Raw genomic sequence first — 25,336 nt, 5'->3', positions numbered from 1 at the left:
AAACAACCCTTCCTGATTAAGCCCATTATAAAACACATCAGCTTAAAAGTAGCGATAAAAGACGAAAACAGGAACAACTTAATAAAAACCTATCTGTTTATTACTTCCTATTAAAACACCATAATTATTGGGTCAGCAGGGAATGTTGAGTTCCCACCAAAGCCTAATACAAGAGAAGTAATCATCATGAGAAAATACTATCTTAATAAGTTAAAAAGCACCTGTAGCAAGCTCGAAAGAGAAGCACTACGAACACTTATAGAGCTATGTAACTGGCGTTATTAGTACACTTTTTAGCACCGAGTTAACGCGAGTTGAGCACAACCTAATATGCTCCTACCCCCAATATGAGTTAGGTCTCAACTCGCTTTTCCATTCTAAATCCCCTCTCAAGCCTGCCGTACCAATAGCTCACCCATTCGATAAACTTCTGTTGTCGACTCGACAAATTTAATTCGTTTTCTTAGTTAAACGAAAAGCCTTAAGGTTCGCCCCGAAGCAAGCAAGGAGCCTCAGAAAAAACTGAAAGCTCAGCTAACAACTAATTTATTTGCAGTTACCAATCAGGTATTAACTAAGGAAACGCCATGCGTATCGCAATTCTTTCTCGCAACGAAAATCTATACTCTACTTCTCGCTTAAAAGCGGCTGGAGAAGCACGTGGTCACCAGGTCGATGTTATCGACACGCTGCACTGTGATATAGATATCGCGAGTAACAATCCGAAGATTCGCTACATGGGTGAAGAGCTACCTCAATACGATGCTGTTATTCCACGTATTGGCGCTTCCATTACCTTTTACGGAACTGCGGTTGTTCGCCAATTCGAAATGATGGGCACTTTTTGTATCAATGAGTCAGTAGCAATCAGTCGTTCTCGCGACAAACTGCGCTCACTACAACTGTTGTCTCGTAAAGGTATTGGCTTACCAAAAACAGGTTTCGCTAGCCGCCCAGACAAAATTCAAGACTTGATCAAAAACGTAGGTGGCGCGCCACTGGTTATCAAGCTTCTTGAAGGCACTCAAGGTATCGGCGTTGTACTAGCAGAAACAAACAAAGCAGCAGAAAGCGTTATCGAAGCGTTCATGGGCCTAAAAGCGAACATCTTGGTTCAAGAGTTCATTGAAGAAGCAAATGGCGCAGACATTCGTTGTTTTGTTGTTGGCAATAAAGTAATTGCAGCGATGAAGCGTCAAGCTGGTGAGGGTGAATTCCGCTCTAACCTGCACCGTGGCGGTACAGCTCAACTGGTTAAACTATCTAAAGAAGAGCGCGCTACAGCGATCAACGCGGCGAAAATCATGGGGCTAAACCTATGTGGTGTAGATATTCTACAATCTAAGAATGGCCCAGTGGTAATGGAAGTGAACTCTTCTCCAGGCCTAGAAGGTATCGAGAAAGCGACAGGTAGAGATGTAGCAGACATGATTTTCGAATTCATCGAAAAAAATGCAAAACCAAACGCTAACCGTACTCGTGGCAAAGGCTGATTAAACGCCGTTAACTCATGATTGGAAATAACATGAACAATAAAATGATCATAGGGAATACTGAAGCACTTTGCTTACCAGAGTTAGGGATAACTGGACTACATACACGTGTTGATACAGGGGCTAAAACCTCTTCTCTACACGTAGACAATCTACTATGTGTAAAAACAGACGGTGAGAACTTCGTGGAATTCGATCTTCACCCAGATGTGTACCACTTAGAAGAGACAGTGCGCTGCAAAGCGAAGCTGAAAACAAGTAAAAAAATCAAATCATCTAACGGCGAAGTTGAACACCGTTGTGTGATTGAAACCATGCTAAAAATCGGCGGCCAGGAATGGCCTATCGATATCACGCTAAGTAACCGTCAAGATATGACTTATATGATGTTGCTTGGTCGTCAAGGCATGAGTGACAAAGTGATTGTTGACCCAGCGGGTGAATTCCTGCTGACTCACTAATCCGAGTCATCGTAACCGCTCCACAGGTTATAACTAAAACTAGTAACAACGATATAAGGCCAGTCTCATGACTGGCCTTATTGCATTCTATTCTTTAATGACTATTTTCTGCTTTTACTTTGGGCTTAGCTATTTCTTGGATTTACCATGAGACTGAAAACCAAAACGCCAAATCGATAACAGCAGTTTCTTAGCTTTGATTTTAGTTACCCGCCAATGCGTCACAGGCCTTCTTGGGGCACTCATCAATAAGTGTTCAAAGGCTGTCTCACTAAAATCGACTTGTCCTCCATGCGCCACCAGCAAGGTATCCAGCTGCATGTCATAGATTCGAGATACTGACGCTCGGTACTTGTTAGGATGAAAGATAGGGAAAGGCGGAATCAGTTTCTTTTTCACTTCCACCATTAGGTCTGCCACATAGGCAACGCTGTGAGATGGACAATAAACCGAAAGATCTCTGTCGGTATGACCCGGCGTTTCGAGAACCAACCAATCATCAAAACCCGGAATGCTCTCACCATCCGACAGCTTGTAGTCCGGCTTTAACTTCCTCGAATACCATAGGTTTGCTTTAGGCTTCCCTAAGCGATTCGCCATCCATCGAGCCAACGCCAGATCAGTCAGATGCATCAAGACACCACCAATTCCGTGATACCAATCTTTGTCTCGATTTGCCGCCACCAAGTTACAATTCGTTAGCTTTCTGAGCTTATGCGCTGCCCCTGCGTGATCAGGATGCATGTGTGTCACCACAACCGTGTGTAGATCAGAAAAATCACGCATAAGCTCGGTTTCAATGAAAGTCTTCAAATGCGGGATGTCGGCTCGACATGCGCCATCAAGCAACAGTAATTTGTCTGGGTACTCCACCAAATACATGTCTTGGATGTAACCTTTAATGGTATGCAGCTGCAAATCGTCTTCCTATTCGTCATTCCTATCCACTGGAATAAATTAACAGTTAAATAACAAGTGGTCTAACCAGAATGTAGTAAAGATATATAAAATGTGATTTTTGGACACAGACCTGCTGATATAAATAACCAGAAGAAAATCAATCAAGCTAACATATGAATATTCACATAATACTGATTACAAGGAATTAAATTTACTAAACTATCTAGAGCACTATGCACTTTAAAGAAGAGATTCGAACCTATTATCAAATTAAATTTGAAAGTGTAACAAATATAAGGCTGTTGATGATTGTTAACTCATTGGTAACATTTGCGTAAATTATCAAGGAGAACACAATGAAAAAAACAATAGTCAATACCATTCTTGCGAGCACTCTTTTATCCACTTATGCGCAAGCAGAGATAGAACTCATACCAACAATAAAACAAGCAACGATTGTTTCGACCATGAGTGAACGTCCAGGTAACCCTTCAGTTACACCTGACGGACGATTATTATTGAGCGTTCATCCACTTGACCATCCAGCAACCAAAGTCATTGAGTTAAGCGTAGCCGGAAATCAAACGCCATACCCGACAACGAAGTATGCACAAGGTGAAAACTCTAAATTTAAAGCCGTCATTGCAATCCGGACAGATGACAACGGAGTCGCATGGATTCTAGATCTCGCGACTCACTCATTAACAGGTTGGGATACTCGTAAAGAAGTATTGGTAAAATCGATAAAAATACCAGCGTCTGTTCTAAAACCAACAAGCTTCCTACAAGACTTTGCATTAGACCAAAAAAGGCAACGCATAATCATCGCTGATATGACCCAGAATGATCTAAAAAGTGAAGCAATCCCTGCCTTTATAACCGTTGACCTCAATACGGGTGAAGCTGTACGAGTAGCAGAAAATCATCCGTCAATGAAAGCCGACAGTAAAACCGGATTTGCGTTAAACCCAATAACCATAGATCCATCCTACGAATGGGTTTATTTCGGAGCAGTCAATGGCCGTACAGTTTACCGAGTAAAAGCGAGTGAGTTTGATAATAATGGGCAGGAAGTCGCAGACAATATTGAAAAATACGCCGATAAACCTTACTCCGATGGCATTACGGTAGACAGTGCTCAGAACGTTTATATTACCGATATTGAAAGGAATGCGATTGGGGTTTCCACTCCCGATGGATACCGAATTATTGCCACACTATCAGACAACCAAACTTGGCCTGATGGCATGTCATTTGGTCCTGACGGTTATATTTACGTAACGGTGAATCAACTTGATCGAACTGCAGCCTTAAACAACGGCAAGGATACTGGTATCAGACCATTCGAAGTCGTAAAAATCAAAGCTTTGGCGAATGGAACTACCGGGCGATAATTAAACAGAAGTGAGCCTCTAAATAGGCTCACTTTCCTTTCTCGATCGTTATCCATCCCATCCCCACCAGTAAATGACAAAAATTTATCGTGACGACAAAATACGTGATTTGTTGACCTGAGTTATTAGGACTATATATGCGCCTCTAATTTATTGTCTGAGTGCTATACATGAACCAACTAATCGATGCTCTTTCTACCCAAGGTTACTTTGTTTGGGATGACTTCTTAACGCATGAAGAAGTAGTGGCATTGAGGGATTGCATTCCAGATAACTGGAAAAAGGCTAGGATTGGCCGTAACGATGAAGTAACGCGAGAGTCGACCATTCGTAGTGACAAAATTCAGTGGGTACGCCGCGACATGGGCGAGCCAGCTTCTCTGTTCCTAGACAAGATGGAGCAAATTCGTTTAGAAGCAAACAAAGCGTTCTTTTTGGGTCTATTCGAGTACGAAGCGCACTTTGCTAAATACGAGAAAGGCGACTTCTACCAAAAGCACTTAGACTGTTTCAAAGGCAATGAGAACCGCCGTCTGACTACCGTGTTCTACATGAATGATGAGTGGACAGAAGAAGACGCAGGTGAGCTTGTGGTTTACGATCTAAAAGACAATCACATTGCAACCATTCCGCCAAAATCAGGTCGTTTGTTTGTGTTCTTGTCTGAACAGTTCCCACACGAAGTGCTGCCAACCAACACAGAGCGATTTAGCATTGCAGGCTGGTTCCGTATTAACGGCGTGAAAGACAACCAACTCGATATCGCCCACTAAAGCGAGATTTAATATTAGAGACTTTTGTCCAAAGTCCATCACTCAAGGCCTCTCCATCGAGAGGCTTTGTTGTTTTTGGCATAATACGCATCTCTACGCACCATGACGCACCAGTGTCACCGACAAATACATCCCAACCACGATAACCGTTCCTACAAACCAAGTGCTTAAAAACGGTACGCTTGAAAACGATAAGCGTCGTATCAACTTACGCTTATTAAAATCTAAGCCACTGAATTGCTGAACAACCTCACTAACATCTAAATTATCAATAGCATTCCCCTTAAATAAAATCGAAATGAATCTTTAATATCAGTGAAACGGTTTAGCCACGTAAGTGAAATACGCCCTGTTCAAGATAGCTTAGAACGACACCCCTACCGTCTCGTTAACACTCTGACTCAATACCCCTACATAGATTTCATCCAAAAGGAAAAGAAGATGAATAAGCTAATTTTGGCAGGCGTTCTTTCTGCAACAGCAGCAATGCCAGCGGTCGCAACGACTCAAGTCACTTGGTGGCACGCAATGGGCGGCCAACTTGGAGAAACCGTCAACAAAATTGCGACCGACTTTAATGCGTCACAAGATGATTACGAGATCACGCCAATATACAAAGGATCATATACAGAGACCTTAACGGCGGGTATCGCGGCCTACCGAGCAGGCGAAGCACCAAACATTCTACAAGTCTTCGATGCGGGCGCAGCAACCATCATGAACGCCAAAGGTGTCGCCAAACCAGTACAGGATATTCTGGTTGAGTCGGGTTACAGCTTTGATTCAAATGATTACCTAGCGGGTGTTCGTAACTTCTATGCCGACAACCAAGGCAAGATGGTAGGCATGCCTTTCAACAGTTCGACACCGGTTCTTTACTACAACAAAGACCTTCTTGCGGAAGTAGGTGTAGAAGCGCCTAAAACTTACGAAGAACTCGAAGTGGTTGCTAAGAAGCTAAAAGCAGAAGGCCATATCGCGTTTTCTCAATCTCTAACACCGTGGATCATGTTCGAGAACTTTAAATCTCGTCATAACCTACCGGTCGCTGACCAAAACAACGGCTACGACGGCCTATCGACCAAACTGATGTTCAACACCAAAGACATGATGATGCACGTCAGCAAGATGAAAGAGTGGTCAGATTTAGGTTACTACAAGTATTACGGCAGCGATTGGGATGCAAACCAAACACCTTTCGAACGCCAAGAAGTGGCAATGTGGATGGGTTCTTCTGGTTCATTCGGCGGCTTACGTAACCGCGTACCTTTCGAGTTGGGTACAACTTACCTTCCTTACTGGAAATCAGTTAACCCAGATGCAGGCTTAACCTTCATTGGTGGTGCAGCATTATTTGCACTGAATGGCCACGATAAACAGCAAGACAAAGGTGTCGCGGCGTTCTTTGATTACCTGACCAAACCTGAAACTCAAGTTTACTGGCACAAAACCACGGGCTACGTTCCGGTAACGACAGCGGCTTATGACCTAGCGAAAGAGTCTGGCTACTACAAAGAACAACCAGACGCAGAAGTGGGCGTTAAACAGCTGAGCCTAAAATCGGGCGAATGGACTAAGGGTTATCGCTTAGGTTACTACCCTCAGATTCGTGAAGTGATGCATCGTGAGTTCGACAACATCTTCGCTGACCGTTCTAGCGTCGAGAACAGCCTAGACAAAGTAGAAGATGAAAGCAGCAAGCTACTAAAACGCTTCGCTCGCACCATGAACTAAATCGCTTTATGGGCTAGCTCTGTTTATGGACTGGCTCTGTTAATGACACAAAGCAATTCATTCCTCCTCACTACTTGTCCGTCACCTTGAATAAATAAAGTGATGACGAGTCGTGAGGAGATTCTTCACTCACGCCATCTCTTGCTCCAAAAACTACAACTCAACTGGAAGCATGCCTTGTTATAGCGCGAGTGGTCACGGTAACTAACAGTGGTTCAAGCCACTCATTTAGGGATTACCCTGTGGAACGACGTCAGCAATATTTTCACTCTCCACTGCCTTACTTATTTTTGGCGCCTCAGATACTCATCATCGCGGTTTTCTTTATCTATCCGGCGGCAAAGGCGGTGTATCTTTCCTTTATGTTGGAAGACCCTTGGGGCACCTCTTCGCTCTTCGTGTGGTTTGAAAACTATCAAATGCTATTCGAATCGAGTGAGTACCTAAGCTCAATAGGCTTCACCCTGATGTTCGCGATTGTGGTGTCTTTCTTGTCGCTAGCGTTGGCGCTGCTGCTCGCCGTAAAAGCCGACAATATCATTCATGGCCAAGGCGCTTACAAAGTCACGCTCACTTGGGTATATGCCGTGGCTCCCGCGATTGCAGGCGTTATCGGTGCTTTCCTGTTTAACCCACACATTGGCGTGTTCACGGAGATATTTGCAGTGGTGGGTTGGGATTTCAGCTTCCAGACCGATCCTGTGGATGCCACGTTCGCTCTGATATTGGTGTCGGTGTGGAAGCAAGTCTCAGTGAATTTCATCTACTTTCTGGCTGGTCTTCAATCAATCTCGTACGCGGTAAAAGAAGCGGCGATGTTGGACTGTATCAGCGATTCAAAACGCTTCTGGACGATTACCTTCCCGCTACTCGCACCAACTGGATTTTTCCTGTTGGTCATCAACCTCACCTACTCGTTCTTTGAAACCTTTGGCGTGATAGATACCATGACCAATGGCGGCCCGGGTGGAGGCACAACCTCGCTAGTGTACAAAGTGTATCGCGATGGTTTTGTTGGCGCGGATTTGGGTGGTAGCTCTGCACAATCGGTTGTTTTGTTGCTGTTGGTACTGACGCTCACGTTTATCCAGTTTCATGTTGTTGAAAAGCGTGTTCATTACTAGCCCATCACGGCTGGGTTTTGACGCGACAGGAGTTATTCATGAAAAGTAATAAGGTCTCTGACCACCTAATTTTAATTGCTGGGATGCTGTTTATGTTGGTCCCAATCTGGCTGATCTTCGCTAGTTCGACCCATAACCCGAACACCATTGTCAGCGAGGGTTTGCAGTGGTTACCAGGCGATAACTTTACGTCTATCTATAGCGAAGCTTGGAACAAGAGCATGGGGTTTAGTGGTGAAGTCACCGCCAGCAAAATGATTGCCAACTCGATGATCATGGGGTTAGGTTTTGCAATCGGTAAGATCATCATTTCGATGATGGCTGCGTTTGCTTTGGTCTATTTCAGACTGCCTTACGCCACGGCGTGGTTCTGGCTGATCTTCGTCACTCTATTGCTGCCACTAGAGGTTCGTATTATCCCATCTTATGAAGTGGTTGCAGGGCTTGGACTTCTCAATAGCTATACGGGTTTGATTCTGCCTTTGATCGCCTCTGCCACCGCAACATTCTTCTTTAGGCAGTTCTTCAAAACCATTCCCGATGAACTGCTCGAAGCAGCTCAGCTAGATAACGCGGGTCCGTTTCGATTCTTTGTCGATATCTTGCTGCCGTTGTCTAAAACCATGATCGCCGCAATCTTCATCATCATGTTTGTGGTGGGTTGGAACCAATACCTTTGGCCAATCATGATGACGACAGATGAAGGCTATAACACCATCGTGATGGGCATCAAACAAGTACTCAATAACATTAATGAAACCAGTTTACCGCGCTACGACTATGTTTTCGCCATGGTGATTTTAGCGATGTTGCCACCTGTTTTAGTGGTGGTTGTATTTCAGCGTTGGTTTGTAAAAGGGCTCGTAGAAAGTGAAAAATAATAACGAAACAACTCCAATGAACGATAACCGAATCCAGTCACTCGATGAGTATAAGACGTCTCACCAGACTTATCCCCAAAAGACAGAGGACACTTCTATGCCTATTCGCAATCACTCGTTAGCTCACAAGAATGCTAGTAGAGGGCATAAACTCAAAGCCAAGCCACCCGCCATGTTGGGTATCAAGAACTTGGGTAAGACGTATGAAAACGGCCATCAAGCTGTAAAAGATGTCTCTCTTGATATCGACAAGGGTGAATTCCTTGTATTGGTTGGTCCTTCAGGCTGCGGCAAGTCTTCAATTCTGCGTTCTATCGCAGGCTTGGAAAGCATTTCTGGCGGTGAGATTCACTTAGGTAGTCGCCGTGTTGATAACGAAAAACCAGCACAGCGCGACATCGCAATGGTCTTTCAGAATTACGCGCTCTACCCTCACATGACGGTGTATAAAAACTTGGCTTACGGCTTAAAGAACCGAGGTGTCAGCCAACATGTGATTGAAGAGAAGATTGAGAAGGTCGCCAAGACACTCAAGATCGAAGAATACCTAGATCGCAAGCCTGCCAAGCTCTCTGGTGGACAGCGCCAACGTGTGGCGATGGGCCGAGCGATCGTACGCGATCCGCAACTGTTCCTGTTTGATGAGCCTCTGTCTAACCTAGATGCCTCATTGCGTGCTCACATGAGATTAGAAATCAAAAAGCTACAACGAGAACTCGGCGTGACCAGTGTTTACGTAACTCATGATCAAGTAGAAGCCATGACTCTGGCAGATAGAATTGTGGTTCTCAACAAAGGTCAGATTGAACAAGTCGGCACACCAAGAGAAGTCTACCACCAGCCTGCTAGCACCTTTGTTGCGAGCTTCATTGGCAGCCCCGCGATGAACTTCTTACCAGCCACACTCGACGACGGCTATCTTGAAATCGGCGATCAACAGATGTACTTGCCAGAATACGCACACGTTAAGAACACGGAAATAACCCTTGGCATTCGTCCTGAACACTCTGAGGTTTGTTCCGACTTAATGATGAACACCTTACCTCTTGAACTGCGTATCAGCGTGGTTGAGCCATTGGGGCCAAATCAACTGGTTCACGGCCTTGTGAACGAGCAGCCTTTTATTGCTGTCACGCCAGAAACAACCCTATGCCAAGCCGTGCCACTCGGATTAAGCATCGACAAATCTAACCTACATATTTTTGATGACCTCGGGAAGCGAATTCAGCCAAATAACTTCACCTCACAAGAGTTACACGAAGAAACAACAAGCTTAACGACGGCTCTAGCTTAATGGAGTACACTGATATTTAATGCGTTTTTACGGTGCGTCTTTAAGAAGGATTAATTATGTCGTCTATCATCGTAGGTCATCGGGGTGTAGCAGGTACTCACCCAGAAAATACCAAAGCAAGCATTGAACAAGCCGCTAAACTCGGTTTGAAATGGATTGAAGTAGATATTCAACCAACTCAGGATGATCAACTTGTGGTTTGTCATGACCACACTCTTGAGCGCTGCAGCGATGGCAAAGGGCGTGTTGATGAACATACCCTTGCCGAATTGCGTCAGCTAGATTTTGGCAGTTGGAAGTCTGAGCAATTCGCTGGAGAGAAAATACTGACGTTGGAAGAGCTACTCGCACTTGTTGAGCAGTACGATCTCAGCGTTAACTTGGAGATCAAAGTCGATAGCCGACACCAAGCGGCTCATGTGGTGGATCTGCTGCATTCAGAACTGATTCGTTCAAACCTCGATACCGACCGAGTGCTGCTTTCAAGCTTCAGCCATCAAGTGGTTGCTGAAATGGCACGTCACCTCCCAAGATACCGCGTCGGTGTGATCACCGAGCAACTGACTCAAGATGATTTACTGCTGCTTGATGAAGTAAAAGCGTTCAGCTGCCACATGAATTACGAACACGTGATTCAAAGCGATCTTGATACGCTCAGTGAAGCAAATATTCAAACATGGTGCTACACCGTAAACGATCCATCTCGCTTCGAATTCCTCTCAAATGTGAACGCGGTATTCACTGATTTTCCAAATAAATTCATCTCGATAAATTGACTCCGCAAATACAATAAAAGTCACCCTGAGAGACTTTAAAATTAACCTCTAGAAACCTCAAAATTAGGTAGCAAACACAAGTGAGTAGGAGTACATTCCGCTACTCACTTGGTTTCATTAGCTCGCTCTATTCAGACAGCTTCATTGGTTACTTAATTTATGGATATCATTTTTAGTCCAACTTTCCCAATTTTGGGTGCAATCTTCATTTTCGCCGCTATTGTTCGTGGCTTCTCAGGTTTCGGTTTCACCTTAGTGGCATTGCCATTAAGTGCGTTGTTCGTGCCTGTTATCGAACTGGTTCCTGTTTTCATGTTGATCGACCTACTTGGCAATGTTCAATTGCTGCCTAAGGTCCGAAAACACGTTAACTGGCGCTGGGTTTCAAAGGTCTTCATCCCTTGTTTTGCCTTCACTCCTGTTGGCTTACTTCTGCTTAAATCGGTTAGCCAAGACACGATCATATTGATCATCAGTGCCTTCATCTTTGCGTCTGCACTCATGATCTACAAAGGTTTTCAGTATAAAAGCGAACCAAGATTTGCTCCTTATATTCTAGGTAGCCTTGCTGGCATCATGAATGGTGCAGCGTCGATGTCTGGGCCTCCAGTTGGCACACATGCCTTGGCAAGCCCAGTTGCTCCTCACATTGCCAGAGCTGGACTGATTGCCTTCTTCGTGTTGGCGGATTCGAGTGCGTTTGTTTCAGCATCCATCGCAGGGTTAGTCGATCGAGATGTGGTTTGGCTGACTCTTGTACTCTTGCCGAGCAGTATGTTTGGCGGCTATGTGGGATCTAAACTGTTTGAAAGATTTGGTGGAGAGAAATTCAAGCCGGTGACCATTGCACTGCTTATCGTGATTGCTATTTTCAGTGCAGGGCGAGTTTTACTGTAACGAGCTTGAGAAGATTTGAAATCACTCTATAAAAAGAGTTCTGGAAATGGGTGCCAATATCTACCATTCGATATGGATAGGGGTGCCCATTTTTACGAGTTGAATAAACTCATCCATGTCTTGATTGGTTAGTGCAATACAGCCATCGGTCCAATCAAAGCTTTGAATAAAGCTCGGTGAACGACGCTCACCATTCTTGATTCCATGGATTTTGATGTTCCCACCAGGGTCGACATCATTGTTTTCTGCCCACTGCCTATCCGAAGGTTGCGGGTAGTTGATATGCACTGAGCGATAGAAATCCGACTCTTCCATCACATAGTCGAGCTGGTATTCCCCTTCAGGCGTTCGGTTGTCCCCTTCAAAGCGTTTATGCCCTTTCGGTTGCTTGCCGAGTGCAATTCGAAACTCCTGAATCACCTCATCCCCTTTCATCAGATACATTCTACGTTTCGACTTATCCACTTTGACCAAGGTAACCACTTGCAGCAATGGATCTATCTCAGGGACATCGTCCGGCACGTTGTAAAACTGTCGAGATGAGCTTTGAGGTGGGCGTTTAGATGAGCCTTGAGAAAGCTGAGCAACCTGTTTGTCTGAATCATTGTTAAGCACATCATCGACAATAATCACATGCTGGGATTTTGAACCTGCTGAAGAGGAAGAAGAGGTTGATACACGCTGAGAGTGGGAAGGTGCAGACTCAAACACAATGGTTTCAATCGCGGTGGCGTCAGACACTATTTTCTCAACCACAACCTTTTGGGCTTCCTGTGACGGAACATATTGCGGGGTATCGGTAGCAGATACCGTCACTGAATAAATCAGCGAACTCGATAAAAGCATACATAGTGTTAAAGGCAAAAAACGACGCACCTTTAGATCTCCTCAAAACTCATGGACATGGTTCGAGACTGAGTTTCCATTCCTAGCGACTCATAGAAACTTTGAGCTTGTTGGTTAAACTCCATCACCTCTAACCGAAGTTCTATCGCACCTCTCGCTTGCGCCCATTGATTGAACGACTTCATTAATGCGCGCCCAGCTCCTTGGCTCTGAACCTGATCGCTGACAACAATGGTATTTACCCTTGCCACCTTGTGTGACTGGATAAAACTGACGCCTTTATTCTGCGTTACTTTACCCGCTAAAAAGCCAACCACTTGCTTCTCATCAACTGCCACAAAGAACGCGCCAGTCGGGTCAATCATCAAGCCTAGCCAATACTCCTCACTGTCAGCAAAGCTTTGAGAAGGCGGCGCAAATACCATTGGAGCACCAAGATGATGTTGACGGTTTATCTGATCAGAGAGCGCTAAGATCGCGTTAATGTCAGTTACCTTGGCTGTCCGGATTTGCATATCATCACCTTGTTTGAATTCAATAACACCTTAGCAAAAATGGCTTAGTTGTGCACCGTTACACTGGTCGACTCAGACGCACTGTGAAGGCTCATTATCAATATTAGGCACTAAGTTTGGGGAAATTGTTCCGTAAATCTCAGGCACATTGCCAGCTTTTGAGTGCTACTATCTCTGCAGAATCAATACACTAACGACTGGACACCTCTATGATTAAGTTCGCTGTAATTGGAACCAATTGGATTACACAAAAATTCGTTCAAGCTGCACATGAATCACAATCGATGCAGCTGGCTGCGGTTTATTCACGAAACCTAGAGAGCGCTGTGCAGTTCGCACAAGGATTTGGCGTTGGGACCACCTACGATTCACTCGATGCCTTAGCCAATGACAGCACGGTCGAAGCTGTGTACATCGCTTCACCAAACTCACTGCACTGCGAACAGTCCATCTTCATGATGGAGCACGGTAAACACGTTATCTGTGAAAAGCCGGTTGCATCAAACATCGATGAAGCAACACGCATGTTCAAAGTCGCTGAGAAAAACGGAGTGGTGTTGTTCGAGGCGTATAAATCTCAATTCCTACCAAACTTTAAGCAAGTCCAACTCGGCCTAGAAAAGATCGGCAAGGTACATAAAGCGCACATCAACTACTGCCAGTATTCATCGCGTTACCAGAAATACCTTAACGGCGAGAACCCAAACACTTTCAATCCGGTTTTCTCTAACGGTTCATTAGTCGATATTGGTTTCTACTGTGTAGCTGCAACGGTTGCTCTGTTCGGTAAGCCTGAAAATGCTCAAGCTTCTGCAAAGTTGCTTGAATCCGGTGTGGATGCGCATGGCTGTGCGATCTTCCAATACCCTGAGTTTGACGTGACTCTTGCTCACTCTAAAGTCAGCGACTCTTACGCGCCAAGCGAGATCCAAGGTGAACAGGGAGCGATCATCATCGATCACATTGCAGAGTGCACCGACGTTAAGATCCGCTACCGTGATGGCAGCATTGAGAACCTCACTCAAGCACAGAGCGAAAACTCAATGAGTTACGAAGCACAAGCTTTTACAGGCTGCATTGGGGGCGATAAAGAAACTCAAGCTCAAGCTAAACTTCGCGCTTTAACCGTTGCCAAGTTGATTACAGAGATGCGTCAGCAAGTTGGTGTCGTTTATCCAGCCGATAAATAACATCACCATTAGGTTAACCAGCTGATTTTTAACAAATACCGATTTACACATAACTAAATTTAATCTTTACGACAAATAACCGGATTAGTCGATTGGGGTACCATCTGTTTAAATCCGCGTTCGATATCTATCGTATTAATTTAATTTATTGAAGGTGTGTAAAGTGTTTTCAGTTGATGATCGCGTTGTAGCAACAAAAGGTGTTGAGCTAGGTGAAATGGTTGTAATTGGCCTAAGTGCTGGTGGCGGCTACGTTCACGTTACAACAGTAGAAGGCGCAATAATGACGCTTACTTACCCTGCAAAAGACCTTAAAAAAGCATAGTTTAACCGCTCCGCTCTTTTAGTAGTCACTCTGCTAAAGGTAACAAAATTGAGGCCTTGGCTGATTTCACTCTTCTGCATTAGAGTGAACAGCCAGGGCCTTTTTTATGCCTGCAATTCCTTAACAGCCTTCCCATTAGTTTACTCGTTGCAGTAAAACCGAATCCAACAGACAATAGAATCAATTAAAAAGTATTCACACCAAGTACCTATTGACTGTTGATGCTTAGTATTCACAAGATCTTCTGGTAAATTAGCATCATCTTATATTTATAATGACCTGAACTGAGGGAAGCTATGAAGCTTTATATTTACGACCACTGCCCTTTCTGTGCAAGAGTAGCCTACATTGCTCAATCTCTAGGCTTGGACATCGAGCTTGTCTCTGTCGATTATGATGACGCCCAAACGCTTATCGATTTGATCGGTAAAAAGATGGTGCCTGTATTACAAAAAGACGACGGTTCTATCATGGCTGAGAGCTTAGATATCATCGCGTACTTCATGGACTTAAAATCAAGTGACGAGCAACGCGTACCATCAGAGCAAGTAACTGTGTTCCAAACTCGTGCATTCCCTCTAAGCCAGCGCATCGGTTTGCCACGTTGGTGGAAACTGGATCTTGCTGAATACCAATCACCAGCAAGCAAAGAAGCGTGGCGCGCAGCCAAAGAGACTGAAGAACTCAACTTCGATAAGCTGATTGAGCAAACGCCGCAGTTTGTTGAACAGATTAACCCGCTTCTGAAAGATGCAGAGCTACTTCTGAACCTAGAAAATGGTGAGTCGTCATTGCCTCTTATCGATCAAGCGGTGTACTTCTCTATGTTGCGCGGTTTCTGCGTAGAGCCAAGCATCACATGGCCACCAGCGCTAGAACGTTGGTTAGAGAAGCAAAGCGAAACGTTGAAGTTGTCTTTACTTCGCTAAAACTGTTTCTGCTTCGCTAGAGCGATTGCAACGAGCACAAACAAAAAATCGAAGCTCTCAGGTATCTACCCTGTTAGCTTCGATTTTCTTTTAGCTGCCCATTATTTCTATCTGATCAAGCCTTTTGTTACACCAAGTTCTTGTTACACCAAGTTCTTGTTACACCAAACTCTTGTTACTACAGCAGGCGCCTTCTCAAACCAGTTCGCTCCAAGATTCGTGTCGAAATCTCTTCAACCGATAATGAAGACGTGTTGATGTAAGGTATCGCTTCTCGGCGGAACATCGCTTCTACCGTTTGTAGTTCATACAAACATTGCGAATCACTCGCGTATTCACTGCCTGCTAAACGGTTCTCACGGATCTCAGTCAGCCTCTCTGCATCAATGGTTAAGCCGAACAGCTTGTGTCGGTAAATCTCAAACTCAGGCAGCAGCTTCAAGCGCGCTAAATCATCATGGATGAATGGATAGTTCGCAACGCGCAAACCAAATTGCATTGCCATGTATAAGCTTGTCGGTGTCTTACCGCTTCGAGAAACACCCAGTAAGATGATGTCCGCCTCTTCCAGGCCTTTTAAAGTAATGCCGTCATCATGCGCGAGCGTATATTCAATTGCTGCAATACGGTCGAAATACTTAACCGAATCTTTGTTCACACTGCGTGAGCGTTGCAGTTTAGGCACAGGTGCCATCTGAATATCATCCTGAACCTTCTGAACGATACTTTCCAGGACGTCATAGCAGTGCGCAGGCGCTTCAAGCAGCTTAGCCTTGATATCTGGAATCACGATTGAGAAGAACACCAATGGTTCGACTCCATTATCACGATACGAAATTTCGATCTCTTTTAATAAATCAGAAAGTTTGTCCTCACTTTCCACAAACGGAAAGGTTTTTTCATTGGCTTTGAAAGGGAATTGACCTAGAACAACATGCCCTAAAGTCTCACATGTTATGGCCGTTCCATCAGAAACATAGAATACATCACGACTTTGAATATCAATTTGCATTTTTTATTTAATGTTTAAAATTATTTTGAGTAGGATGGTAACCATAATATAGATAATAAAACCCTGCTGACTATTACGTCCCCCACAGCTTTAGAAAATAATTTACATTTTTTTAAACTGATACGTAATCGTTTGCCTTTAAATCCCTACAATGCTTGCTATGTTTCTGGAGAAATAAATGCAAAATAATACCCTATGGTTCAATGGCCTATCCATGGAAGATGTCGACAAAGTCGGCGGTAAGAACGCCTCACTGGGCGAGATGGTTTCTAACCTATCCAATGCTGGTGTTTCTGTACCTAATGGTTTTGCTACCACTTCGTATGCGTTTAACGACTTTCTTGACTACAAAGGTCTTGATGAGCGCATTCACCAACTACTTGATGAACTTGATGTTGAAGACGTTGACGCACTGCGTAAGACAGGTGCAACGATTCGACAATGGGTTCTAGACGCACCCTTCCCAGAATCACTAGAGCAAGACATCCGTGATAACTACCGCGAGCTAATCGAAGACAACGAAGAATTGTCTGTAGCTGTGCGTTCATCTGCAACTGCAGAAGACCTTCCAGACGCTTCTTTCGCAGGCCAGCAAGAGACCTTCCTTAACGTGAAAGGCATCGACGCTGTACTAGAAGCAACCAAGCACGTTTACGCTTCTCTGTTTAATGACCGCGCTATCTCTTACCGTGTACACCAAGGCTTTGACCACCGCGGCATTTCATTGTCTGCGGGTATCCAGCGCATGGTTCGTTCAGACAAAGCGTCTTCCGGTGTAATGTTCACCCTTGATACAGAGTCAGGCTTCGACCAAGTCGTATTCATCACCTCTTCTTGGGGCCTAGGTGAAATGGTGGTTCAAGGTGCTGTGAACCCAGATGAGTTCTACGTGCACAAGCCAATGCTAGAAGCAGGCCACCAGCCTATCGTGAAGAAAACCTTTGGTTCTAAGTTGATCAAGATGATCTACTCAACCAACCAAGAGATCGGTAAGCAAGTCGACATCATTGATACGGATGAGCAAGAGCGTAATCAATTCTCACTGAACGACGAAGAAATCAAAGAGCTGGCAAAACAAGCGATGATCATCGAGAAGCACTACCAACGTCCGATGGACATTGAGTGGGCGAAAGATGGCATCGATGGCAAGCTTTACATCGTTCAAGCTCGCCCAGAGACGGTATGTTCTCAAAGCGACCAAAACGTTATCGAGCGTTACGAGCTGAACAACAAGGCAGATGTACTAGTTGAAGGCCGAGCTATCGGTCAACGTATCGGCTCTGGCCCAGTTCGTTTGGTTGACTCACTAGACCAAATGTCACTGGTTCAAGAAGGCGATGTACTGGTAACAGACATGACAGACCCAGACTGGGAACCTGTGATGAAGAAAGCCTCTGCGATTGTCACTAACCGTGGCGGCCGTACTTGTCACGCAGCAATCATCGCTCGTGAGCTAGGCATTCCAGCAATCGTTGGCTGTGGTACAGCGACAAGTAACCTAAACGACGGTGACACCGTGACAGTGTCATGTTCTGAAGGTGAAACAGGATACGTTTACCAAGGCGAGCTCGACTTCGAAATCAAACGTTCTGAGGTTGATGAGCTGCCAATGCTGCCAACCAAAGTAATGATGAACGTGGGTAACCCAGATCGTGCCTTCGACTTTGCACAGATTCCAAACGAAGGTGTTGGCCTCGCTCGTTTAGAGTTTATCATCAACAAGATGATCGGCATTCACCCGAAAGCCCTATTGAACTTCGATGCACAAACTGACGAGCTAAAAGCGGAAATCAGTGAACGTATTCGCGGCTACAAAGATCCAATCGACTTCTACGTAAGCAAACTAACAGAAGGCATCGCGACTATCGCATCTGCGTTCTGGCCTAAGCGTGTAATCGTACGTATGTCTGACTTTAAGTCGAACGAGTACAGCAACCTAGTCGGCGGTAAAACGTTTGAACCGCATGAAGAGAACCCAATGCTGGGCTTCCGTGGCGCATCTCGTTACATCTCACCGGTATTCGAAGACTGCTTCGAGCTAGAGACTCAAGCGATCAAACGCGTTCGCAACGAAATGGGTCTTAAGAACGTTGAAATCATGATTCCATTCGTTCGTACTCCAAGCGAAGCAGCATCGGTTATCGACATTCTGGCTAAGTTCGACCTTCGCCGTGGCGACCAAGGTCTGAAAGTGATCATGATGTGTGAACTACCATCGAATGCAATTTTGGCTGAAGAGTTCTTGAAGTACTTCGATGGCTTCTCTATTGGTTCGAATGACATGACACAGCTGACGCTTGGCCTAGACCGAGATTCAGGTGACGTTGCACACCTATTCGATGAGCGTAACCCTGCTGTAAAAGCGATGCTGAAAATGGCTATCGACGCGGCAACCAAAGCAGGTAAATACGTGGGCATTTGTGGTCAAGGCCCATCTGACCATGATGACCTAGCGGAGTGGTTAATGGAACAAGGCATCAGTTCTGTTTCGTTGAACCCAGATACGGTTATCGATACATGGTTGAAGCTAGGCAACGTTGCTAGTAAGTAACCTTCTCTAATCGAGATACGAACAAAGCCAGTCATTGCGACTGGCTTTATTTGCTGTATTTCAATACGAAACATCGAGCACTTTAGAAGTAGTATCTGACGCCAACCCAAGCTTCCGTCTGCCACTCACTTGGCATAGACACACCATTCACATCAATATCGCCTTTGGTGATGTCATAACGAGTATTCAACCACCAAGTGCGAGCACTGTTCATTGGTACATTCAGTGATGTTTTCAACGAGAAGTTTTGCATGTTGATATCACTGCCCGATAGGTCTTGCCACTCAGGAACCAAAGAAACATAAGCGCCTGAATCACCTAAGTGCTTTGCCGTGATAAGACCAAGTGAATAACCCGTTAAGTCATCTTTAGATGAGCTCATCGCGGGGATTTCCATGCTACCTGTCATCAAGCCTGCTCTTGGAAAAACCAAGAAGCCACCGGTATAAGCCGGATTGATCGCCACGACACCGCCGACCGACAACAGGTCGTTTTTAATGCTTGTGCGTGTATTGACGTAGTCTAAAGACAGACCCACTTTAGGCGTGGCCTTAGTACCAGTCTCAAAGGCGTGGAAATATTGGATTCGCGAATTGCTGTATTCCGATCCAAAGTCGTTCGGATCGCGTTGTGATTCGTCATTGTCATCAACAAAGGTCGCTTCTGCGAGTAACGCAAATTGCTGACCGTTGTCCATTCCACCAGAAACCTGTCCCTGAAATTGAATATCAGAACTACCGCTCACCATCAGCGCAGTCTGTGTATACACCTTAGTCACGTCAGCAGGATCGATAACTCGCTCTGATTCGGCATATGCAGAAATCGATAAACCTAAGCTCAATGGAATAATAAGGGCAAACTTTTTCATTATATCTCTCGAAAGTCGTTTGCTTCTTCCTTGAAGCTAGAAAGTCCTTCTGTCTCAAATGAGTTGTTATTTATCAGCAAGTAGTTTTGCAGCAGAGCGCATCAACGCAGGGCCTTTGTTCTCACCAAAACCAGAGTGGTACGGGTTGTTTGAGAACATCACGCCAACAAAATCACGCTCTGGATCGATGTAAATGAACTGACCAAGGTTGCCACTTTTCGACATTGCACCGTCATTAAAGATGAAGTCGAATTGGTAAGCGTTGTAATCGGCTTTTTCGTTGTAAGCATGCAATGAGCTGCTCTCTTTGCTGGTCCCTACAAAGGCTTTTGGATCGCCGCTGTTGCGAATACGATCAATCACCGCTTGTGAGATAACTGGCTCATCCGCTACCGCTTTCCAGCTTGGCGTAAACAGAGTGCCCCAGCGTGCCATGTCTTCGACTGTTGTCGAAACCAAACCAACGGCGATCGCCATGCCATCAGGTGTTAGGTTAAATTCCATCGATTGGCGAGCATGTACTTTCGACCAAACACGATCTTCGAACACTTGAGTCCATGTTTTGTTTTCGATGTTCTCCACCATTTTGGTCAGTACCATGGTGTTGATAGACGCATAACGGAAATGATCACCCGCTTTTTCGCCTTCGATCTTCTGAGCGCCTTTAGCCACATTCATCCATGTTTCCATTTCGCCTGTTTTGGCTCTTGGCGAGTTGAATGAAGCGGCAAAGAAACGCACCACATCGGAATCAGGGTTTAGGATCGATTCAAGCTTCTCTTCGTTATCAAGCGCGGTAGACATATTGAGCACCTGATGTACGGTGATCGCTTCCCAGTTGGTCCCTTTCAGTTCTGGAACATAGTGAGTGATGCTCTTCTCTGGAGCGACTTTGCCCTCTTCCACCAGCATCGCGACAACCGTACCAACCGTAGTTTTAGCCGTTGAAGCCCAAACGTGACTGTCTGTCGGGCTCATACCCGGATACGCTTCGTAAACAATCTCACCTTTGTGAATTAGCATGAAACCTTGAGTTCTGAACTGTTCATCAGCAAGGTAATCAGCCATTGTCAGCTCACCTTTGGTGTCTGTTTCAACCTTCAGCTTGGCAAGGCGTGGATCAATATTTTTAACCAGTGGCTTGTAATTCTCGCTCGGTGCAGCAAACGCCGTTGGCATGAACTCACTCATGTGCAAGTTGTAGTAAACACTATGGTCACCACCCATTTGCCAATGGAAGTTATTGAAGTTTTCTCGTGCTGAAGCAACAAAAGCAGGGGTAAAAGATTGTTGAGCATCTTTCACCGTAAGGGTCACCGCTGCGCCTTCAACTTTCAGTGCTGCTTCAACTGGGTTCTCTGCAAAAGCCATGTCTGCAAAGGCAAGTGATGACACAGCAAGCGATGAAATCGTGAGTGACGAGATAATTAGGGCAAGGGGCTTAAGTTTCATATTCTTCTCCTCGTTTGGGTTGGAAGAAGTATATGGAGTTGCGCTACACTTAATTAGGTCATTTGGTGACATTTAAAGGCGTATTCAAAGAACTATGAAGCATCATCGAACACCACCAACATACTGCTGAGCTCTACCAGTAACATCGCGCCCTATATTCAATACTGCGAAAAACGCTCTCTTGACTGGCGCTCGGTTGCCATCGAATGTGGACTGCCAATTGAGCTAACACACTCCAACCAGTGGCTACCGACTCAAGATCTGATTCGCTTTATTCATGGCTTAGAGCGTAAGTTTGGTTATTCCATTGGGATTGAAGTTGGGCGCAAAGCCTCTCTAGAGCAACTGTCGCCAGAGTTAAGCCAAAAAATCGACCAATGCACGTCACTTGAGCAAGCAATACGTTGTTTGATTACTGAGATCTCTACCCTGAGCAATCACGTCACCATATGGACAGAGAAACAAGATGGGATGTGGTGGCTATGTCATCGCAGTTGCTATCACCCTTCTACCGCGGGTTTTGAACAATCTGAATGGTTTCGCACGCTAACTGTAATTAGCTTGTGTCGTAAATTCATAGAGAGCGCTTGGCAGCCATCACACGCGAAGCTCATCTCGACAAACAATCGTGAGCGCAAGTTACCCAAGCACTTCTTTAATTCGGATATACAGTTTGAGCAACAATATGGCGCGATCACCATTCCCTTGCCGGATGGATATCGTGCTATCTCTGAGCAAGACACTAACCAAGATTGGCATCAAGCCGTCCAAGCCTTGATTAACACGTATGCGACTTTGCCGTGGTTCAACATCGAGTGGTTTGCGACCATGCTCGGCATGACCAAGCGGACACTGCAACGCAACCTGAAGAGTAAGAACATCTTGTTTAAGCGGGCCAAAGAACAGGTTCGAGAGAGCAAAGCAAAACAGTTACTCGATGAAACCGATCTCTCTGTACAAGAGATAAGCTGGCAGTTGGGTTACAGTGATTTGAGTAACTTTAACCGCGCCTTTAATGGCTGGACTGGCATGACAGCGCCAAGTTATCGGAGTCGAAATAAAAAAGTCCGGTCAAATAACCGGACTTAATCGCAGATCTAAATATCGCTTCATCACTCTAACAGAGCTCTCGCGTTATCTCCCTGTTCGTAGATATAGAGGCTGACGCGAGACAGTATGGTTATCTCTTCCATACTGACTTGAAGTGAGTTCTGCCCTCTTCCTAGATTCGCTCTTAGGCGGTCAACGAGCTGTTGAACTGCCTGCAAATCGTCTCTCGCTTTTGGCACGCGAGTATTCATAAAGGTGAACCACTTTTCACTCATGTTACGGCTTATCTTGGCGAGCACTTCACTGTTGGTAATGGTAAATGCTTTATCAAGATTGCCTCCATCTCGAAGGATGTCATAGATGATGTGGCCGTTCTTCTTCGCCACCATCATGTTCTTGGTATTGAGTTGCAGCTCACCAATGTGCCCATTGGCCATCTTTAAGAAGAACTTAATGTCTTTGTAGCCAGCATCAGTTGCACCACAGTTGAATTTAGCATTGTCACCTTGGCTGGTACCGTAGCGATCTTTCATCGCTGATTGGTGATGTTTCAACTCAACAAACTCTTTGGTCAGAATGATCATCGCTTTGGCAATGATCATATCTTCCATCGTTTCGAATACGATGGTCATACGGGCTGCATCTTTAAGATCACCAATGTCGTAATGACGCTTACGATTGGTGATCTTATCTAGCGCACCGTGGAAATCTTTTACACCTAAATAAGCACCGGGTGGTTGTTTGAGTGTACCGTTACACACCGAAGCCACTTTTACAGCAAACTCTCTGAGCGCCTCTTGCGCTTCGACCGTTTCCATAAACATCATGAAGAGCTGTTTCTTCTTGAGTGTGGCATTAGCGACCTGATTTCGAGAACCGAAATCGAGACTCCCATTCGCTAGCTTCTGACTCGATGTTTCATCTAGATAGTTATGGATCTTCTCTTTCTGAGTCATGATGTCGAGAATCACCTGATCTTGCTTTTTATTGGCGTCATTCAGGTAATCGAAATTTTCTACCTTCTGCTTCAGTGCCTGTAGCTTCTGTTGATAGTCTTTAACGTTAACTAAACGAAAGCCCTGCGACATGATGCCTTGCTGGTTTATCTTAGCGAGTACCTTCGCTTTGTTCTTCCTAACTTGCTCTTGGCTGATCTGAATTTCTTCTGTCGTCGGCATATTTAGGTTCCCTCTCCAATATGCAGTTAAATTTGTGCTTGCTGACTCGCAATTCTTTTCTCTACAACGATATTAGTTTATGGATTTGATAATTACATTAAGCAACAACGATAACCCTATAAAATAAATAAGGTTTGAGAGGTGGTTCCATAAAGTCACAGCACAGAGTGTTCTAACTCCACCGAACTCTGAGTTAAGGAATATGCCGAGATCCGGTAACAATTATTGGTATCGAGCTGACCTTACGTTATCCTTTACGCAATTCTTCTCAGACAGGCTTTCCCCACAGTGAGCCTATCTTCAAGACCAATAAGACAGATATGAATTCGACTACTGCAACTCCCTCGCCTTCCCTTGGCCGACAACTCTATACCATGACATGGCCAATGCTGTTTGGGGTACTTTCCCTGATGAGCTTCCAACTTGTAGACAGTGCCTTCATTGGTCAGCTCGGCGTTCTACCGCTTGCTGTTCAAGGTTTCACGCTTCCAATACAGATGATCATCATTGGTATTCAGGTCGGGTTAGGCATTGCAACCACGGCTGTCATCGCGAGAGCCATTGGCGCCAATGAAACACGTTACGCTAAACAGTTGGGTGGGCTAGTGATTGTGATGGGCAGCGTGAGTGTCGCGCTTTTCTCGGTCATCATCTATCTGCTTCGTGGACCCATTTTACAACTGCTCGATGCGCCGCCGACGGTATTACCGATCATTGATTCTTACTGGATCTATTGGTTAGTCAGCTCTTGGACAGGTGCTCTGCTCTACTTCTTTTACAGCGTGTGTCGTGCCAACGGTAATACCATGCTACCCGGTTCAATGATGATCGCGACCAGTATCCTCAACTTGATATTAGACCCGATTTTCATCTTTACGCTCGACATGGGCATCAATGGTGCCGCGCTTGCGACTATCTTAGCGTTCGGTGCAGGCATCTTTATCGTAGCTCCCAAAGTGACCAAGAAGCATTGGATGACGTTCGATTGGAACGACCTTGATATTGGCAAGAGTGTTCGTTCTATCGGTAACATCATGGGCCCTGCGATGATCAGCCAACTGCTGCCGCCAGTCTCTTCTATGTTGGCGACTAAACTGCTAGCAGGCTATGGCACCGCAGCCGTTGCTGCTTGGGCATTGGGCTCTCGTTTTGAATTCTTCTCCATTGTGGCTGTGTTAGCACTGACCATGTCGATGCCACCTATGATTGGCCGCATGTTGGGTGAAAAGAACCTTGGCAACATACGTAGTCTTGTAAAGATTGCCGTTACTTTCGTGTTAGGTTTCCAATTGGTCATCGCACTGGTGACTTGGTTATTCTCTGGCGGGTTGGCGAACCTCATGACCAGTGACAACGAAGTATCAACGATTCTGAACTATCACCTACTGATCGTGCCAATCAGCTTAGGGCCTTTGGGTATCTGTATGTTGATGGTGTCGATCTCTAACGCGCTAGGCAAGTCTTACACCGCATTAACGATCTCTGCACTTCGCCTGTTCGCTTTCTTCTTGCCTTGCTTGTGGGTTGGCTCTCAGCTAGCAGGAATTGAGGGCCTGTTCTGGGGTGCTATGGTCGGTAATATGCTTGCCGGAACCTGTGCATGGTTTATGTACCGACGCGCTCTAGGACAAGTCGAGGCTAAGCTAGCCCGCTAGTAAGTTGTAAAGAACACAAAAAGCAGCCACTTAGGCTG

At 45.2% G+C, this 25,336-nt stretch carries 23 protein-coding genes; 16 read left to right on the top strand and 7 right to left on the bottom strand.

Annotated features, from left to right (window positions below; translation table 11 throughout):
- The first annotated feature begins 587 nt into the window (after positions 1-587).
- On the top strand, positions 588-1,493 hold the full coding sequence (gene rimK, locus L0992_23220) for a 30S ribosomal protein S6--L-glutamate ligase (protein ID XGB69293.1): 906 nt from the start codon (positions 588-590) through the stop codon (positions 1,491-1,493).
- A gap of 32 nt (positions 1,494-1,525) precedes the next feature.
- Positions 1,526-1,954 (top strand): RimK/LysX family protein, encoded by a 429-nt coding sequence (locus L0992_23215; GenBank protein XGB69292.1) that lies wholly within the window; start codon positions 1,526-1,528, stop codon positions 1,952-1,954.
- A 129-nt stretch (positions 1,955-2,083) separates the two neighbouring features.
- On the opposite strand, the gene L0992_23210 is transcribed toward L0992_23215, so the two are convergent.
- Positions 2,084-2,872, bottom strand: coding sequence for an MBL fold metallo-hydrolase (locus L0992_23210; GenBank protein ID XGB69291.1), 789 nt, complete (start codon positions 2,870-2,872; stop codon positions 2,084-2,086).
- Positions 2,873-3,210: 338 nt separating this feature from the next.
- Here L0992_23210 and L0992_23205 point away from each other — a divergent pair, with 338 nt between their 5' ends.
- The 8 genes from L0992_23205 to L0992_23170 all read left to right on the top strand — a co-directional run bounded on the left by L0992_23205 (position 3,211) and on the right by L0992_23170 (position 11,727).
- Complete coding sequence (locus L0992_23205) at positions 3,211-4,248, top strand: major royal jelly family protein (GenBank protein XGB69290.1); 1,038 nt, start codon at positions 3,211-3,213, stop codon at positions 4,246-4,248.
- A 170-nt stretch (positions 4,249-4,418) separates the two neighbouring features.
- On the top strand, positions 4,419-5,021 hold the full coding sequence (locus L0992_23200) for a 2OG-Fe(II) oxygenase (GenBank protein XGB69289.1): 603 nt from the start codon (positions 4,419-4,421) through the stop codon (positions 5,019-5,021).
- A gap of 441 nt (positions 5,022-5,462) precedes the next feature.
- Positions 5,463-6,755, top strand: coding sequence for an extracellular solute-binding protein (locus tag L0992_23195; protein XGB69288.1), 1,293 nt, complete (start codon positions 5,463-5,465; stop codon positions 6,753-6,755).
- Between the two features lie 242 nt (positions 6,756-6,997).
- On the top strand, positions 6,998-7,879 hold the full coding sequence (locus tag L0992_23190; GenBank protein XGB69287.1) for an ABC transporter permease subunit: 882 nt from the start codon (positions 6,998-7,000) through the stop codon (positions 7,877-7,879).
- 38 nt (positions 7,880-7,917) lie between these two features.
- Positions 7,918-8,760 carry a sn-glycerol-3-phosphate ABC transporter permease UgpE gene (gene ugpE / locus L0992_23185; GenBank protein ID XGB69286.1) on the top strand — a complete coding sequence of 281 codons (843 nt, stop codon included), beginning with the start codon at positions 7,918-7,920 and terminating at the stop codon, positions 8,758-8,760.
- Positions 8,750-10,054: a sn-glycerol-3-phosphate import ATP-binding protein UgpC gene (locus L0992_23180; protein ID XGB69285.1), complete on the top strand. Its 1,305-nt coding sequence runs from the start codon at positions 8,750-8,752 to the stop codon at positions 10,052-10,054. Before ugpE ends, L0992_23180 begins: the two co-directional genes overlap by 11 nt.
- A 56-nt stretch (positions 10,055-10,110) precedes the next feature.
- Complete coding sequence (locus L0992_23175; GenBank protein XGB69284.1) at positions 10,111-10,830, top strand: glycerophosphoryl diester phosphodiesterase; 720 nt, start codon at positions 10,111-10,113, stop codon at positions 10,828-10,830.
- Between the two features lie 159 nt (positions 10,831-10,989).
- On the top strand, positions 10,990-11,727 hold the full coding sequence (locus tag L0992_23170) for a sulfite exporter TauE/SafE family protein (protein XGB69283.1): 738 nt from the start codon (positions 10,990-10,992) through the stop codon (positions 11,725-11,727).
- A 60-nt stretch (positions 11,728-11,787) separates the two neighbouring features.
- Here L0992_23170 and L0992_23165 read toward each other — a convergent pair whose 3' ends face one another.
- Together L0992_23165 and L0992_23160 are read right to left on the bottom strand one after the other, a co-directional pair.
- Positions 11,788-12,603, bottom strand: coding sequence for a L,D-transpeptidase family protein (locus tag L0992_23165; protein ID XGB69282.1), 816 nt, complete (start codon positions 12,601-12,603; stop codon positions 11,788-11,790).
- Between the two features lie 2 nt (positions 12,604-12,605).
- Entirely contained in the window at positions 12,606-13,088 is a 483-nt protein-coding gene (locus L0992_23160; protein ID XGB69281.1) for a GNAT family N-acetyltransferase, read from the bottom strand.
- A gap of 209 nt (positions 13,089-13,297) precedes the next feature.
- Between L0992_23160 and L0992_23155 the strand changes: the two genes are divergently transcribed.
- The 3 genes from L0992_23155 to grxB all read left to right on the top strand — a co-directional run bounded on the left by L0992_23155 (position 13,298) and on the right by grxB (position 15,532).
- Positions 13,298-14,278: a Gfo/Idh/MocA family oxidoreductase gene (locus tag L0992_23155; GenBank protein ID XGB69280.1), complete on the top strand. Its 981-nt coding sequence runs from the start codon at positions 13,298-13,300 to the stop codon at positions 14,276-14,278.
- A 163-nt stretch (positions 14,279-14,441) separates the two neighbouring features.
- Positions 14,442-14,603: a hypothetical protein gene (locus L0992_23150; protein ID XGB69279.1), complete on the top strand. Its 162-nt coding sequence runs from the start codon at positions 14,442-14,444 to the stop codon at positions 14,601-14,603.
- Positions 14,604-14,899: 296 nt separating this feature from the next.
- On the top strand, positions 14,900-15,532 hold the full coding sequence (grxB, locus tag L0992_23145; GenBank protein ID XGB69278.1) for a glutaredoxin 2: 633 nt from the start codon (positions 14,900-14,902) through the stop codon (positions 15,530-15,532).
- A 178-nt stretch (positions 15,533-15,710) separates the two neighbouring features.
- Here grxB and L0992_23140 read toward each other — a convergent pair whose 3' ends face one another.
- A complete protein-coding gene (locus tag L0992_23140; protein ID XGB69277.1) occupies positions 15,711-16,544 on the bottom strand; it encodes a kinase/pyrophosphorylase in 834 nt (277 codons plus the stop codon).
- Positions 16,545-16,722: 178 nt separating this feature from the next.
- Between L0992_23140 and ppsA the strand changes: the two genes are divergently transcribed.
- Complete coding sequence (ppsA, locus tag L0992_23135; protein ID XGB69276.1) at positions 16,723-19,095, top strand: phosphoenolpyruvate synthase; 2,373 nt, start codon at positions 16,723-16,725, stop codon at positions 19,093-19,095.
- Between the two features lie 82 nt (positions 19,096-19,177).
- Here the strand turns inward: ppsA and L0992_23130 are convergent, their stop codons facing one another.
- Together L0992_23130 and L0992_23125 are read right to left on the bottom strand one after the other, a co-directional pair.
- Positions 19,178-19,963, bottom strand: a complete 786-nt coding sequence (locus L0992_23130) for a hypothetical protein (protein ID XGB69275.1) — start codon at positions 19,961-19,963, stop codon at positions 19,178-19,180.
- A gap of 66 nt (positions 19,964-20,029) precedes the next feature.
- Complete coding sequence (locus L0992_23125; GenBank protein XGB69274.1) at positions 20,030-21,415, bottom strand: beta-lactamase family protein; 1,386 nt, start codon at positions 21,413-21,415, stop codon at positions 20,030-20,032.
- A gap of 120 nt (positions 21,416-21,535) precedes the next feature.
- Here L0992_23125 and L0992_23120 point away from each other — a divergent pair, with 120 nt between their 5' ends.
- Positions 21,536-22,504 carry an AraC family transcriptional regulator gene (locus L0992_23120; protein XGB70415.1) on the top strand — a complete coding sequence of 323 codons (969 nt, stop codon included), beginning with the start codon at positions 21,536-21,538 and terminating at the stop codon, positions 22,502-22,504.
- A gap of 23 nt (positions 22,505-22,527) precedes the next feature.
- Here the strand turns inward: L0992_23120 and L0992_23115 are convergent, their stop codons facing one another.
- Positions 22,528-23,643, bottom strand: coding sequence for a hypothetical protein (locus L0992_23115; GenBank protein ID XGB69273.1), 1,116 nt, complete (start codon positions 23,641-23,643; stop codon positions 22,528-22,530).
- Between the two features lie 320 nt (positions 23,644-23,963).
- Between L0992_23115 and L0992_23110 the strand changes: the two genes are divergently transcribed.
- Positions 23,964-25,298 carry an MATE family efflux transporter gene (locus L0992_23110; GenBank protein XGB69272.1) on the top strand — a complete coding sequence of 445 codons (1,335 nt, stop codon included), beginning with the start codon at positions 23,964-23,966 and terminating at the stop codon, positions 25,296-25,298.
- The last annotated feature ends 38 nt before the right edge of the window (positions 25,299-25,336 follow it).

This window comes from Vibrio pomeroyi, from assembly GCA_041879425.1.
Taxonomy (GTDB): Bacteria; Pseudomonadota; Gammaproteobacteria; order Enterobacterales; family Vibrionaceae; genus Vibrio; species Vibrio pomeroyi_A.
Note: the sequence above shows the minus strand (reverse complement) of the source record. Positions and strands in the feature narration are given on the sequence as shown.

Bases quoted from the DNA above. Each gene is read 5' to 3' on its own strand.
- rimK (XGB69293.1), top strand. From the start codon at position 588: ATGCGTATCGCAATTCTTTCTCGCAACGAAAATCTATACTCTACTTCT.
- L0992_23215 (XGB69292.1), top strand. From the start codon at position 1,526: ATGAACAATAAAATGATCATAGGGAATACTGAAGCACTTTGCTTACCA.
- L0992_23205 (XGB69290.1), top strand. From the start codon at position 3,211: ATGAAAAAAACAATAGTCAATACCATTCTTGCGAGCACTCTTTTATCC.
- L0992_23200 (XGB69289.1), top strand. From the start codon at position 4,419: ATGAACCAACTAATCGATGCTCTTTCTACCCAAGGTTACTTTGTTTGG.
- L0992_23195 (XGB69288.1), top strand. From the start codon at position 5,463: ATGAATAAGCTAATTTTGGCAGGCGTTCTTTCTGCAACAGCAGCAATG.
- ugpE (XGB69286.1), top strand. From the start codon at position 7,918: ATGAAAAGTAATAAGGTCTCTGACCACCTAATTTTAATTGCTGGGATG.
- L0992_23175 (XGB69284.1), top strand. From the start codon at position 10,111: ATGTCGTCTATCATCGTAGGTCATCGGGGTGTAGCAGGTACTCACCCA.
- L0992_23170 (XGB69283.1), top strand. From the start codon at position 10,990: ATGGATATCATTTTTAGTCCAACTTTCCCAATTTTGGGTGCAATCTTC.
- L0992_23160 (XGB69281.1), bottom strand. From the start codon at position 13,088: ATGCAAATCCGGACAGCCAAGGTAACTGACATTAACGCGATCTTAGCG.
- L0992_23155 (XGB69280.1), top strand. From the start codon at position 13,298: ATGATTAAGTTCGCTGTAATTGGAACCAATTGGATTACACAAAAATTC.
- grxB (XGB69278.1), top strand. From the start codon at position 14,900: ATGAAGCTTTATATTTACGACCACTGCCCTTTCTGTGCAAGAGTAGCC.
- L0992_23140 (XGB69277.1), bottom strand. From the start codon at position 16,544: ATGCAAATTGATATTCAAAGTCGTGATGTATTCTATGTTTCTGATGGA.
- ppsA (XGB69276.1), top strand. From the start codon at position 16,723: ATGCAAAATAATACCCTATGGTTCAATGGCCTATCCATGGAAGATGTC.
- L0992_23130 (XGB69275.1), bottom strand. From the start codon at position 19,963: ATGAAAAAGTTTGCCCTTATTATTCCATTGAGCTTAGGTTTATCGATT.
- L0992_23125 (XGB69274.1), bottom strand. From the start codon at position 21,415: ATGAAACTTAAGCCCCTTGCCCTAATTATCTCGTCACTCACGATTTCA.
- L0992_23115 (XGB69273.1), bottom strand. From the start codon at position 23,643: ATGCCGACGACAGAAGAAATTCAGATCAGCCAAGAGCAAGTTAGGAAG.
- L0992_23110 (XGB69272.1), top strand. From the start codon at position 23,964: ATGAATTCGACTACTGCAACTCCCTCGCCTTCCCTTGGCCGACAACTC.